Genomic DNA, 13,279 nt, shown 5'->3' with positions numbered 1-13,279 from the left:
AGCTATTATCGAAACATAGCTCCTTTCCAAAGCATAATGAAGGAATACTCAAAACAAATAGAACTGGAACTAACTTAATAATCTGATTCAACCGATACCTCAATTTCTTATAACGCTGCCATAAGCGGTGTGTGACAGTTGGCTATAATGTGTAGCGAAGCGAAACTGAGCCAACTGTTACGAATCCGACTTAATGGCCTTGTTATGATGCTGGATTAATTTAACGCACAGTGTGGTGGCAACTTGAGCGATTGAATAAGTTCAAACCCTTTACTTGCCTCAGCAGAGGTATTGAATAATAAAGACACCCTCTCATATTCAGACTTTCCTTTTTCTAATCTACACATTACAAAATTGTATTTAGCTATCCCTACTACTACCTCAAGAGTATCCGTTCGCTTCGGGTTAACTATTAATCTTAATGGAACTTCACCTTCACAGAGTGGCCTCTCTCTATTGTACTTTACATATCCTTTATATTCCATATGGATGGAGCATGTACTCTGCTCCCATCTAAAACTTGTAACAACTTCATTATTCACCTCAGGTCGAAAAGTAAGATAACTATTTAATAACGACAATTTGTTAGTTATATCGTCAGATTCATATGGAAGCAGCTTATTAAGTTTCTCTGTCAAGTCATCTATTACAACTTGATTATCTCTCACAATTAACTCTAAAGATGATATTTCATTTTTCTGTTGTGCGACCAGCTTAACCTTATCCTCGACAACGGCTTTCAACGACTTCAATTCTTTTTCAAAATCTTCTCTTTCTGCTTTTAATAGCATTGAAATTTCTTTTTCAAGGTCAACACTTGCCTTTGTAAATTTAATCCCGAAGAAAGATGTTTCTGTTCCAGGCTCAGATTTATAAAAAACAACTGTACAAAGAATTATTAGAGTTACGATAACAACTCCAAGAGTGAAAGGTCCAAGTCTACTAAGTAAATCAAAGATTGTTCGACCTGTAGCGTCACTTTTAGCACCTTGCATTCTCCCCCTCCCTAAAATACAGCCAGAACATTAAGAATGTAATTATAGGAGATATTTTCATGCCTCACTCTCACTTATTATCTTAGTAATTCCCTAACAATCTTGTGAAATTACAAATAAATATCAGACATTAACGAGCTCAGAAGCTATCGTCACAGGATGCAGAATCCCATCAAATAACGGGAGGCCGCATAACGACCGTATTTGCGGCTGGTTTGGAGCGCAGCGGAAAACCAGTCCGACAACATGCGCTTGTTAGGCTGTGACTTCATCGTCAGTAATTCTCTGCAAGGATATAAAAGCTTCATCAACATACGATTTCCCAGTCTTTTTCTCGAACTCATCTAAAAGATAGTCCTCGAACCACACCCAATAGCCTGTGCTATTTTCACTATCGTCATCTTGCCCCCGAACACCCTCTGAGTAACGTGAAGTGCTTTTCAGTACTTCTTTATCAACAGGAAAGTCCTTGTCCTGATTTTCTTCCTCAAGTAACTCAAGCAATTTCTCTGCATGATCGTTATATTCTAGGAACGATTTTACCTTTGATTCTTTTTCGGCTAACCATTGCTCTTTAATGAAATTACTGATTAGGGGATTAATTTGGGTCATGTAATCTGCAACCCTGACATGCACTAGCCTTTGAATGTATCCATTTTTCTCTAGCGCTGAGTTATTTGACTCAGACATATCTAGAGTTTCATTTTTCAGGGTTAACTTTCTTAAGGTGGCTTTCTGTTCGAAATGTAAATGCTCAAACGAACTTTGAATCTTTGTTAATAGCGACTTTTCCTTTTCTTCTTTCTCAATTCTTTCACGCTCGGCCTCTTCTAATTCCATCTCTTGTTTAAGCGCCGCTTCTTTTTTTGACTTATGCTGTTTCCATAAGAACTCAGTAGCCCAAGATATTGCTTGTCCTACAAGTGAGCCACACCCTACACCAAGTAGGAGCAGAACAATTGACAGTTGTTCTTTTGATATTTGAGTCTCTGAGATAACTGGCTCAAGGTATTTCCAAGAGATCAATAAAGTCACTGCAACTGTTATGTACTTAACGCATGCCTTTGGTGAAGTAAGGGCTGCCAGTAGCTTTATAATGGTACCCGCTGTTTCACTCATTTGTACCCTCCTGGGAGCCTAACGCCGCATTAAGCGGCTAAAAACAGTTGGTTATAATTGCGAGGCACGAACAAAACCAACGGTTTTTTGTCCGTTTAAATGCCTTGTTATGCATTAATTACACATCCGATTGGATTTGCCTTAATTAAATCAATCGCGTTCTTAATATCATGGGTAATTATCAAACCAGTATTGTATTTGTATGTTAGATTTACTTCCAGCCCATTCTGGTAAATAGGCTCTTCCTTAAACCTATAGCCAGAGATAATTGCAGCGACTTTTTGCTTTTTATTAGATTGATCTACAAATATCACAGGGCCACCGGAAAACCCTGGGTTGTTATGTCCATCTAAAAAAATTAATTCAGTTTTTGACGCAGTAGAAGTGATATTTGAAACTATTGCTTTTTTTACAAATGGCATTGGGAAGTCATTATTTATTACACCTGCATCAGTAACCATCCCATATGGGAAACCAAGAAAATAAACATCTTGACCATACATTATTCCATCCATAGATGATTCAAGCTCTAAAGATGGAGATAAGAGTGCTGTAGTCGCCATAACTGAAACGTCGATATCACCTTTACAGTGGCCAACAAGAGTTACATCAATAGGCTTCCATTGGTTATCATGAAATATTGAAATTGTTGCTGAATCAGAAATAGACTCTATTACATGCTTTGCAGTTACAATATATTGCTTATCATCTACATCGACTGTGAAGCAAGTTCCTGTTGATTGACCAACCATAATTTGAAATGTTCTATGTATTGCATTACCAGTTACCACGCTGCCTCCTTAATGCATAACGCCTCAATAAAGGGCGCGCGTTAGCGCGTCCAGCCGAAGGCGACTTTGATTGATTTGTTAAGTCTCCAGTGTGGCATAAAAATCTGCCAGCTCAGAATTTACTAATGCAACATGTTCTTTTACTCGTTTTGAGTAATCTTTTATGTCCTCGTAGAGAGGTGTCTTTTTATCAAAGATAATTTGACTCCTTAATTCTGATTCGAGCTCATTGCACTGCATTATAATCTCTGCAACTTTATTGCCTTTCAGAAGGGTAAGCTTGGATATGGCAGACTCTCTCTTTGGCCAAGACTCGACTAAAATGTCATTTCTTTCAGCTATGGACTCCAGTTGTCCCTTGGTAAAATCAGAACCATCCTCGTCGTTCATCATTTTTCGGCGCGCAATTCCAGAAATAATCGATATGTAATAGCGCCACGCGATCAAATAATCGTGGATTTCAGACGCAACTTCTTCAAGGATTTTTGCCTTGTTTTCAAGCATGAAACGCTTGTTTTCAGAAGAAGATTTAAACTTCAGCCCCAAGTAGGTGAACCCGCCAGAAATCAATGCTCCTAAGCCTATTTTTACTGCAGTATCTATGACATCTATCCATTCTTTAGGCATGACTCATAATTCTCTTTTAAGACTTAACAGTTTATTAATAGGAAAAATTCCTTGTTTAAACACGGAGTTTTTCCTCTTATCATACATTTGATAAAAACAAGGTTATCACCTTTCCTAAGGTACATCAGCCACCTAGCTCGAAAAGTAACAAAAACATCAGCATGAAAGTATGCAAACACTTGTAGAAAGTAGGAATCGCATCAATACTGTATAAAAAAACAGCACAAGGGATTGCTATGAGCTCGCCTTACCTCAGCTACATAGAAGAAAAAATGCGAACCAAACGTTTTAGGGAATCCACTATTCGCAGCTACCAACAGTGGATAAAACGCTTTATTTTATTTAATCACAAAAAACACCCGAGCGACTTACACAATCATGAAGTTGAGCAATTCCTCAGCCATTTAGCCAATCAACGAAACTTGGCTCCGCAAAGCCAAGCAGTGGCACTAAACGCTTTAGTTTTTCTTTATAAAGAGGTTGTTAAGAAACCTTTATCACTACAGTTAGACTTTCGCCATAGCAAGCGCCAAGCCAAACTACCTGTTGTACTTACTCGTCACGAGGTTACCGCATTAATAGATGCACTCTCCCCACCACATGTATTAATGGCACAGCTAATGTACGGCAGCGGCCTGCGAAAAACCGAAATGTTACGTTTACGCATTAAAGATATTGATTTTGACTATTTCGGTATTGAAGTATGGGACGCCAAAGGGGGTAAGCATAGGCGTGTGACACTGGCAAAGTCACTGGTTACGGCAATACAAAAGCAAATTACTGTTGCTTATCAATACTATCAGAGTGACAAGCTAAAAAATGAATATGCCGGCGTATATTTACCTTATGCTCTTGCTAAGAAGTACCCAGCTGCCCCACACGACTTTGCTTGGCATTATTTGTTTCCTTCGCACTCGTTAAGTAAAGATCCCAACGATGGCTGCATTCGCCGCCATCATCTAGATCCAAGCGGTATTCAAAAAGCCCTTAAGGCTGCCAGAACAAAAACGCATATTGGTAAACCTATCACTTGCCATACCTTGCGCCACTCTTTTGCTACGCATTTATTGCAACGAGGTACAGATATTCGCACCATTCAAGCCCAGTTAGGTCACAGTGATATTAGAACCACTCAGATTTATACCCATGTACTTAATATGGGTGCCGATGGCGTGGCTAGCCCACTAGACACGGTTTAAGACAAATTTTGCAAAGCTGGCGATAACTCTACATCTGAATTTTGTACTAAGGTAGGCGTGGTTAAGCTGAGGCATTGCTCGATGCTGACTTGTACAAAACGTTGTGCGCCCGGATAAGGTTTTACCTGCGACACATCCCAAATGATTGATGCCTTGCCTTTAATCCAAGAACTATAGCCGGTTTCAAAGTCTGGTATGTACAAACCCACTCTTGGGTCGGCCACTATATTGCCAAGGGTATTGAATAAATTGTTGCCAGAAAAATCGGGGAACACCAAGCTTGGCATTTTACCGTTACTGCTCTTATCCACATCAATAAAACCCGGCTTACCGCCGCGGTGAGAGATATCGACTCCATCGCTGTCTTCACTATTTAGCGCGGCAGCTCTAGAGGCAATAAAAAAGGTGTCACAATGCCTTAATACCTGCTCAAGCACTACATCATTTGCTGCCAGCTCGCGAAAGTTTTCAGCTTTGGGCATAAAAGCATGGTTAAACACACTTGGCTTTAACTCGCGCTTTTGAATGTACTTGGGACAATTGCCAAAACTTTGCTGAACCTCAAAACGCAGCGCTTGCTCACTTGAGTACGCAACCAAACCATTTACGCGGTTACGCCTACGAGTAGTAAACTCCAAACCCAACAAGCCTATGCTGTCACCCACCGACAATTGAGCAACTTGTGCGTATTCGATTAGCGCTCTGGCCTCGATAGACAAGGTGGTAGCATTGGGCGAGCTAACAAAACCCTGCTCGCCCAAAATAGGCGTAGCCCAGGGGTGCCCTTGATTGTCTAGCACGCCGGCATACAACAAAGCTTGTTGGCTAAAAAACTCGCGGTGCTGCTCGGGCATATAGTTTCGAATGGCTTTATCACCAATGGTTTTAGCGATATCGGCCACTCCAACCTGTTGCTGTACGCTTAACTCACCTTTGTGAAAAACAGCCATAAACTCTCCCTCTCAAGCTTTGGGCTTTAGCTACCACTGCCAAAGCCCCCTTTGCAACACCACCAACTCACCCGATAACCAACATCATTACACCGGAGCAATACACTTCGCCCCTGCTTTGTTATAAACCCAAGTCACTCAAGCTTGGATGGTCGTCTGGTCTGCGCCCTTGCGGCCAATGAAACAGCCGCTCTTCTTCGCTTATTGCTAGGTCATTAATGCTGGCATGACGACTTTGCATTAAGCCATTTTCATCAAACTCCCAGTTTTCGTTGCCGTAAGCGCGATACCATTGGCCAGCTTTGTCTTGCCACTCGTATGCAAATCGCACCGCAATACGGTTACCGCTATAGGCCCATAATTCTTTAATCAAACGGTAAGCTTGTTCTTTTTCCCACTTTTCGCTTAAAAACTGCTGAATTTGCTCGCGGCCCTTAATAAAGCTATCGCGGTTTCGCCACTGGCTATCTTTGGTATAGGCTAAAGCCACTTTTTCTGGGTTGCGTGAATTCCAACCATCTTCAGCCATGCGCACTTTTAGTGCAGCCGTGTCGGCATTAAACGGCGGTAGTGGAAGGCGTTGCTCTATGGTCATGCTGTTTTCCTATGTTTGAGTCGTAATTGATTGAATGCGTACTGTTTAAGCAATTTTTAGGCTAGCTCGGCGTTTACATCGCTAAACACCGAGCTATTTGCACTAACTTAAACGGCTTCTTTTAAGGGAGTTTTTTGCATTGCAACAAATCCATCAAGCGCTTCTACATTCGCTAACCAGCGCAAAATATTTGGGTATGCATCTAGCTCAACCTTGCCTTCTGGTGCATGAGCGATGTAGGAGTAACATGCTACGTCGGCAATACTGGCTCGCTCTCCCACCATCCACGCTTTACCTTCAAGCAAACCATCAATAATCGACAACATTTGATGGCTGGCTTCAATTACTGCCTCTTGATCAAACTTGGCGCCAAATACCGTAATTAAACGAGCGCGAGCTGGCCCTTCGGCGAGGTTGCGTGCAGCTAGCGCCAACCATTGTTGAATTTGCGCTTGTTGTTCGCTGTTTTTGGGGTTCCAGCTCGGCGCATAGGTGTTGGCAAGGTGAATGATAATAGCGATGGAATCTCGAATCACCAGACCATCGTCGTCTAGTACCGGTACTTGAGTAAAAGGGTTAATCGAGCGAAAAGCGGCTTGTTTGTGCTCTCCTTGCGCTAAGTTAACTGGAATTTTTTGATACTGCAGTTTTAGCAAAGCCAGCATCAATCTCACTCGATGGGCGTGACCAGACAACTCGAAATCGTAAAGCTTTAACATAACCTTATCCTTAGTTGATTAAACATTCTTGGCTCAAAACCTGATGACTTCGCCTTAGCAAAGTAAACAAGTCTGTCTACTTGCTATTTAAATTAGGAGACAAGTCTGTCTATGTCAATAAAAATATCACCCAAAGGGCAGAGACAAATTTAAGTATCCAGCTAACAAACTGTTTTAAAAAGAGAATTTAAATTTGAAAAATTTGTGAACCAGAGAGTTTGCCGAATCAGGAGACAGAGCGGTATACTTAACACGAAGCAATCAGGAAACATTATGGCCAGTACTAAACGCGATTTACTTATCGACACCGCCCAAGGGCTGTTTTACCAACACGGTTTTAGAGCTACGGGTATTGATACCATTTTGGCCGAATCTGGCGTGGCCAAAAAAACCTTGTATAACCATTTTAAATCGAAAGAAGATCTTATCGTTGCTTGCTTGTATCGGCGTGATCAGCAGCTATTGGAGCTATTAGAAAACAGCATTGAACAGCTTGCTCCCCAGCAACAGTGCCAGCCACAGTTTGCCCGCATCATGGCCTTTTTTGATGCCCTTGATAGTTGGATTAACTCAGATAACTTTTTTGGCTGCATGTTTATTAATGCCTCTGCCGAATACCACCAAGCGGATAATCCGGTACATATTGCCTGCACCGAACACAAAAATTTGGTGATTAAACTTATCGAAAAGCAGTTATGTGAGTTAGCACTTACCCAACCTTTAGAGACTGCCAAACAGCTCGCTATTTTAGCCGACGGCGCGATAGTAGGCGCTCACACCACTAACGATTCGGCATCAGCAAAACACGCTAAAGCAGTGGCTGAAGTACTGTTAAACAGCTATGCCGAAGCGGCATAGCTATAGCGCAGGGCTAAGCTTGTAGATATTGCCGCTATCACCACTAAAATAGATGTTTCCTTGGCTATCGCTAAGTAGTGCGCGCACTCGTTCATTCAAGTCTTCAAGTAAACGCTCTTCGCCAACGGGCATACCGTTTTCATCCATAATGATGCGGTTAATATGCTGTAGCTTTAATGCACCGCTTAGTAAGTCACCTTGCCAAGCCGGAAAAGCAGCACCGGAGTAAAGCATTAATGAGCCAGGCGCAATAGAAGGAACGTACACTTTTAAGGGTGAATTTATGCCTTCTTTTATTTCTGCTTCGCCTACCTTTAGCGGCCCCCAATATTCTTTGCCATGAGAGGTAATCGGCCAACCATAGTTAGCGCCTGCTTCAATTAGATTAAGCTCATCACCACCACGCGGGCCGTGCTCTATAGCCCATAGGCGCTGGTGCTTTGTATCATAAGCGAGACCTTGAGGATTACGGTGACCGTAACTATATATAGCGTCGGCTACTTTATTATTAGCTACAAAAGGGTTGTTGCTTGGTAGGCTACCATCAAGGTTAAGTCGAATAATGCTGGCCGCATGGTTAGCGGTATTCTGGCCATTATCACGCTCACCTCTATCTCCAACAGAGAAATACAGATAAGAGTCATCGAACGCAATTCGACTGCCGTAATGGCGATTAGTAGAACCTGAAGAGTCGGTAACGAGCACATCTTGCCAGTTACTCATCATCACTTGGCCAAATTCATTTTGCTTAATTTGCGCTTTAGCTAAGGTTGTTACGCCGCTGCCATTGAGAGGCTTACTGTAGGTAAAATAGAAGCTTCCATCGGGTCCACGTACAACATCTAACAATCCACCTTGACCCTGTGCCCAAATTGCCGGTAAACCTGCAATACTCTTCCAGGCTTTCTTCCCTTGTTTAGCTTGAGTAAGGTTAACACTTACTAACTCACCATGGCGCAAAGTAACAATCAATGTATCGGCATTAAGCCAAGCCATGCCCCAAGGCACTCCTGGCAGTTGAGTGAGGACCTCTACTTGTAAGGTGTAATCTTGGCTGGTGTGGTGAGTAGGCTTCGCATTAAGTTCACCAATAAAAAGCATTGCTGCAAGTACACCACTCAAAAGCCACAAAAAACTTATACGATTACTTAGCTTGCTCATTAGTTTATCCCTACGCCGAACCAAATGGACAAGCTAACTATAAGCAAATTTAGAGGTTTTCTACAGTTTAATATCTGCTCATATAAGCTAGAGAATTCAAACAAGAAAGCCGACTAAGGTCGGCTTTCAAGACTACAATTTTTACCTATTTAGGTGTTTACAAAAACACACTTGGGATTTCGTTTGGATAACGCTCTTGAGCAGGCTGGTTGTAGTCAATGTCAGACACGCCCAATAAGTTAAGCACTTGGTACAGCGTTTTAGCTACATGACCAAAAGCGATACCAGCGTGGTGCGGATAGCGTTTCTCAACCAATACATGGCGGTAAAAACGTTGCATCTCAGGAATGCCAAAGGCAGCAATTGCACCAAACGATTGTGGGTCGATATCTAAAATGTCACCCTGCGCAACGTAGGCACGCAACTTAGTATCTGCGGTGGATTGCAAACGAAATAGGGTTACTTCACCCGGTTTAATTTGTCCCTCCAAGGTACCACGAGTGATATCGGGTTCTTTGCCTGGTTCCATTAAGCTATGCATAATTTTTTGGAAACGAAGTTGCGAATTTTTCATGCAGCTTGGCGCAGTATTACCACAGTGAAAGCCCATGAATAAATCTTTCGCCGTATAGTTACCCATTACCGCTGCGTTAGCGTCAACCATGTCTTGTGGCACAGTGTTGTTAATGTCTAACAAAGTGGCTGGGTGGTTAGTGGCACAGGTGATCATGTACTCAGACAAGGCACCATAAATATCCACTTCACAAGCAACCGGAATACCGCGCTGGGCTAAACGTGCATTTACGTAACATGGCACAAAACCAAAGAACTTCTCAAACGACGGCCAGCACTTATTGGCAAACACCCCAAAAGTAGACGCGCCCATATTAGCCGCATGAAAATCTAGCAAGGCAGCTTCATACTGAGCAAGCTTTGGTAACAAATCTGGGTATGGGTTGTTATCACCAAGTTCTGCTTCCATCTCGGCAACAATTTTAGGAATGTCGGCATGGCCTTCGGCAGCTTGATAGATATCCAGTAAATCAAGCTCACTGTTTTCCATGATCTCTACGCCAAGATCAAACAAGGCTTTTATTGGTGCGTTACAAGCCACAAAATCTTGTGGTCGTGGGCCAAACGAGAAAATCTTAAGCCCTTGTAAACCCAAAATTGTGCGAGAAACCGGTACAAAATCGCCAATCATTTTGGCTACTTCACTTGGCGTGCCAACTGGGTATTCTGGAATATGCACAGCTAAGTTGCGCAAACCAGCACTGTAGGAAGCATTTAATACGCCGCAGTATGCATCGCCGCGCGCATCTTTAAGCCCCGCAGTGGCTTCTTCGGCGGCAGCGACAAACATGGTTGGGCCAGCAAATCGCTGCGCCATAATGCTTAGTGGACCTTCTGGGCCAAAGTTGCCTAAATAAATAACCAGTGAATTAATGCTTGCTTGCTCGGCTTCAGCTAAGGCTTTCACTACGTCATTTTCATTTTCGATAATGGTTTGTAGCTCAACCACTTCAATGTCTTTTTCAGTACATGCTGCAGCCACCGCTTTGCGGCGCTGTTCAGACAATGAAAGTGGGAAACAATCGCGGCTAACCGCAACAATACCTAATTTTACTTGTGGGATGTTTATCATCACTCGCTCCACGGGTGTTTGGTCTTTGACCTTGGTTTTAGCTTTTGTTTTATAGTTGCCCTAGTGTGAATGAGAGCGGTGCAGTAGATGAATTGATGCGGATCAACAAAGGTTTCGCTTGCGAAATAACGAAATACTCATATTAAAAAGCGTTAGTGAAGAAAGTGGTTTACGACATACCAGCAACAAATTTGTTAAGGCCAATTACGACGCCTAGTCACCTAAAAAATAAGCCTAGCCCAAAGACGATACTTATCTCTAATAGCTGTTTATTTGCTAATATTGGCGGGTAAAAAGTACGGTTATTTTAGCCGTTCAAATTGATTCAAATACTCTGAGAAAAATAATGATTGCAGAAAACGTGCGTGCTGAAGATTACCCAGAAATGCTTAGTCTTTGGGAAGACTCGGTGAGAGTAACTCACGACTTTATTACAGAAGATGATATTGAGTTCTTTAAACCTATCATCCTTGAGCAGGCCTTTCCTGCTGTAGCCCTGCGCTGCGTTAAAGATGCCAACGGTGCTATTATTGGCTTTATTGGCGCTAACGATGAAAAAATTGAAATGCTGTTTATTGCCAACTCAGCACGAGAGCAAGGCATTGGTAAACTGTTGCTGCAATATGCTATCGACACCTTAAACTGCACTAAAGTAGATGTGAATGAGCAAAACCCAGCTGCGGTAGGTTTCTATCAACACATGGGATTTAAGCTTGTATCCCGCTCTCCGCATGATGACATGGGAAAGCCTTTCCCCATTTTGCACTTAAGCCTTTAACTCATTAACTCAGAAGCTAGTAACGCTCTGCAGATCCGAAAAGCCCCGAAGCAACTTTCCTTCAGGGCTTTTTAATTAAGCGCTTTGTTTAATAGAAAAACAAGATGTGTAGCGCGTAGCTTGCTACATCGTTAGCACAATTTTACCTAAGAATTTTTTCTCTAAGAAGGTGGTTTGCGCAGCCACTATCTCTTTTAATGGATAGGTATGCGCAACTAGCGGCGCGATATCTTCCTGCTCGATGTGAGCAATCAAATTACCAAAAACCTCCGGCTCTATCACGGTACAACCAAAGAAACTTAAGTCTTTTAAGTACAAGGTGCGAACGTCTAATTCCACCATGGCTCCGCCAATCGCGCCCGATACCGCGTAACGGCCTTTTGGCCTTTTGGCCTTAAAACCTCAAGCAACTGAGGGAACAAACTACCCGCAACTAGGTCAATGACTACGTCGACACTGTTCGCGGACATCACATCGCTAAGCTTGTCACTGCGCAGTACCACTTCATCAACGCCTAGCTCTTCAATCATTTGCTGCTTGCTTGGGCTAGTGAGCGCAAGCACATACGCGCCACGTGCTTTAGCCAATTGAATGGCCGCCGAACCAACACCACCGGAAGCACCAGTAATTAGTACCTTGTCACCCTGTTTAACCTTAGCGCGGGTCAGTAAGTTTTCTGCAGTAGAGTAAGAGCAAGGAAAAGACGCGAGCTCTGCATCACTATATTTACTGGTTATTTTGTAGGCATGGCTAGCCGCTACTTTAGTGTATTCGGCAAAGCCGCCATCACACTCCGAGCCAAAGTACCAAGCTTGCTCTAGCGCTTTGCCATTCGCTTCCGTTAAACAAGGCTCAATAAGTACCCGTTCTCCTACTCTACTTGCATCAACCTGCTCGCCTACGGCCACAATATAGCCACACACATCGGCACCTTGAATACGCGGAAACTGCAAAGCCTCACTCGACCAAGAGGCGTCATCGGCCTTGTCACTTTTCGAATACCAACCAATGCGGGTATTAATATCGGTATTGTTTACCCCGGCGGCGGCTACTTTAATTAATACATCACGCGCGCCAATAATCGGCATTGCTACATCGCTGCGATAGCTCAGTTTATCGGTATCTCCGTGACCGGTCATATGCACGGCACACATTACATTTGGAAGAGTTGTCATTACGAATTACCTATAAGTTGTTCTAAAGTGAGTTGAGCAGCTTCAAAGCTGGGAGCACCAATTACCGGCCAAGCAGCGCTTACCCCCTCGTGCAGCAAAAAGATCTGCATGGCTAATGCTTTATCGCCACAGCACGTTTCAAACAGGGCTAACAAATCTTGCTTATGTTGCTTTACTGCCTCACTAATTAAAGTGTTATCGGGATACGCTGCCAAAGCACTCATCGACATGCACCCACTGGGTGCTTGAGATTGCATCCACTGTTCTAGTTGCCTAAATATTGCTAACAGATTGTCTTTTCGCGAGTTTGTTTGCTCAGCTGAAAGCAGCTCAATATAACGAGCATGTCTATGCTGCAAAGCGCCAATTACCATCGATTCTTTAGAAGGATAATAACGGTATAAGGTTCGCAAGCTTACCCCAGAGGCTTTTTGCAACTTAGCCACACTAGGCTCGGTAAACCCATAATCGCTAAATGCCCGCTCAAGTTGTTCGGCAATTTGTTGTTCAAGCATTGATGTTCTCAAGTAGAGTGTTCATTCTACCCGCAATGATAGAATAAACACTCTACCTAGGTCAACAGAACATTTAAGCCAGAGGCACTATTGGGGTCGGGGTAGAGGTGAAGGTAAAGGTGGTGCTTGCGTTAACTGATTGAGATAAAGGT

Annotated in this window: 13 protein-coding genes and 1 pseudogene; 3 read left to right on the top strand and 11 right to left on the bottom strand. The window is 42.9% G+C overall.

From position 1 onward, the window contains the following. Positions 1-215: 215 nt before the first annotated feature. The 4 genes from ACYFDN_RS18085 to ACYFDN_RS18070 all read right to left on the bottom strand — a co-directional run bounded on the left by ACYFDN_RS18085 (position 216) and on the right by ACYFDN_RS18070 (position 3,532). Positions 216-995: a hypothetical protein gene (locus tag ACYFDN_RS18085; protein WP_483512223.1), complete on the bottom strand. Its 780-nt coding sequence runs from the start codon at positions 993-995 to the stop codon at positions 216-218. Between the two features lie 255 nt (positions 996-1,250). Further along, positions 1,251-2,114: a hypothetical protein gene (locus ACYFDN_RS18080; RefSeq protein ID WP_483512222.1), complete on the bottom strand. Its 864-nt coding sequence runs from the start codon at positions 2,112-2,114 to the stop codon at positions 1,251-1,253. A gap of 107 nt (positions 2,115-2,221) precedes the next feature. After that, positions 2,222-2,905 (bottom strand): S1 family peptidase, encoded by a 684-nt coding sequence (locus tag ACYFDN_RS18075; RefSeq protein ID WP_483512220.1) that lies wholly within the window; start codon positions 2,903-2,905, stop codon positions 2,222-2,224. 78 nt (positions 2,906-2,983) lie between these two features. Next, on the bottom strand, positions 2,984-3,532 hold the full coding sequence (locus tag ACYFDN_RS18070) for a hypothetical protein (RefSeq protein ID WP_483512219.1): 549 nt from the start codon (positions 3,530-3,532) through the stop codon (positions 2,984-2,986). 236 nt (positions 3,533-3,768) lie between these two features. Here ACYFDN_RS18070 and ACYFDN_RS18065 point away from each other — a divergent pair, with 236 nt between their 5' ends. Further along, positions 3,769-4,731 (top strand): integron integrase, encoded by a 963-nt coding sequence (locus tag ACYFDN_RS18065; RefSeq protein ID WP_483512217.1) that lies wholly within the window; start codon positions 3,769-3,771, stop codon positions 4,729-4,731. On the opposite strand, the gene ACYFDN_RS18060 is transcribed toward ACYFDN_RS18065, so the two are convergent. The 3 genes from ACYFDN_RS18060 to ACYFDN_RS18050 all read right to left on the bottom strand — a co-directional run bounded on the left by ACYFDN_RS18060 (position 4,728) and on the right by ACYFDN_RS18050 (position 6,995). Further along, entirely contained in the window at positions 4,728-5,681 is a 954-nt protein-coding gene (locus ACYFDN_RS18060; protein ID WP_483512216.1) for a pyridoxamine 5'-phosphate oxidase family protein, read from the bottom strand. The genes ACYFDN_RS18065 and ACYFDN_RS18060 overlap by 4 nt on opposite strands. A gap of 121 nt (positions 5,682-5,802) precedes the next feature. Next, positions 5,803-6,270 (bottom strand): nuclear transport factor 2 family protein, encoded by a 468-nt coding sequence (locus tag ACYFDN_RS18055; RefSeq protein WP_215426505.1) that lies wholly within the window; start codon positions 6,268-6,270, stop codon positions 5,803-5,805. A 113-nt stretch (positions 6,271-6,383) separates the two neighbouring features. After that, complete coding sequence (locus ACYFDN_RS18050) at positions 6,384-6,995, bottom strand: glutathione S-transferase family protein (RefSeq protein WP_483512214.1); 612 nt, start codon at positions 6,993-6,995, stop codon at positions 6,384-6,386. Between the two features lie 273 nt (positions 6,996-7,268). Between ACYFDN_RS18050 and ACYFDN_RS18045 the strand changes: the two genes are divergently transcribed. Further along, a complete protein-coding gene (locus tag ACYFDN_RS18045; protein ID WP_221074354.1) occupies positions 7,269-7,853 on the top strand; it encodes a TetR/AcrR family transcriptional regulator in 585 nt (194 codons plus the stop codon). Here the strand turns inward: ACYFDN_RS18045 and ACYFDN_RS18040 are convergent, their stop codons facing one another. Beyond that, entirely contained in the window at positions 7,854-9,014 is a 1,161-nt protein-coding gene (locus tag ACYFDN_RS18040) for a PQQ-dependent sugar dehydrogenase (RefSeq protein ID WP_483512213.1), read from the bottom strand. Positions 9,015-9,171: 157 nt separating this feature from the next. Then, positions 9,172-10,659 (bottom strand): L-fucose/L-arabinose isomerase family protein, encoded by a 1,488-nt coding sequence (locus ACYFDN_RS18035; protein ID WP_483512212.1) that lies wholly within the window; start codon positions 10,657-10,659, stop codon positions 9,172-9,174. A 346-nt stretch (positions 10,660-11,005) separates the two neighbouring features. On the opposite strand from ACYFDN_RS18035, the gene ACYFDN_RS18030 reads away from it, so the two are divergent. Next, a complete protein-coding gene (locus ACYFDN_RS18030; RefSeq protein WP_483512211.1) occupies positions 11,006-11,437 on the top strand; it encodes a GNAT family N-acetyltransferase in 432 nt (143 codons plus the stop codon). Between the two features lie 123 nt (positions 11,438-11,560). Here ACYFDN_RS18030 and ACYFDN_RS18025 read toward each other — a convergent pair. Continuing rightward, positions 11,561-12,612 (bottom strand): annotated as a pseudogene (locus tag ACYFDN_RS18025) (alcohol dehydrogenase family protein). Next, complete coding sequence (locus ACYFDN_RS18020) at positions 12,612-13,127, bottom strand: TetR/AcrR family transcriptional regulator (RefSeq protein ID WP_483512210.1); 516 nt, start codon at positions 13,125-13,127, stop codon at positions 12,612-12,614. The pseudogene ACYFDN_RS18025 and the gene ACYFDN_RS18020 overlap by 1 nt, the downstream one beginning before the upstream one ends. Positions 13,128-13,279 lie beyond the last annotated feature (152 nt).

Source organism: Agarivorans sp. D1326 (assembly GCF_056958115.1).
The sequence above is the reverse complement of the archived record's forward strand: the minus strand, read 5'-3'. Positions and strand labels throughout refer to the sequence as shown.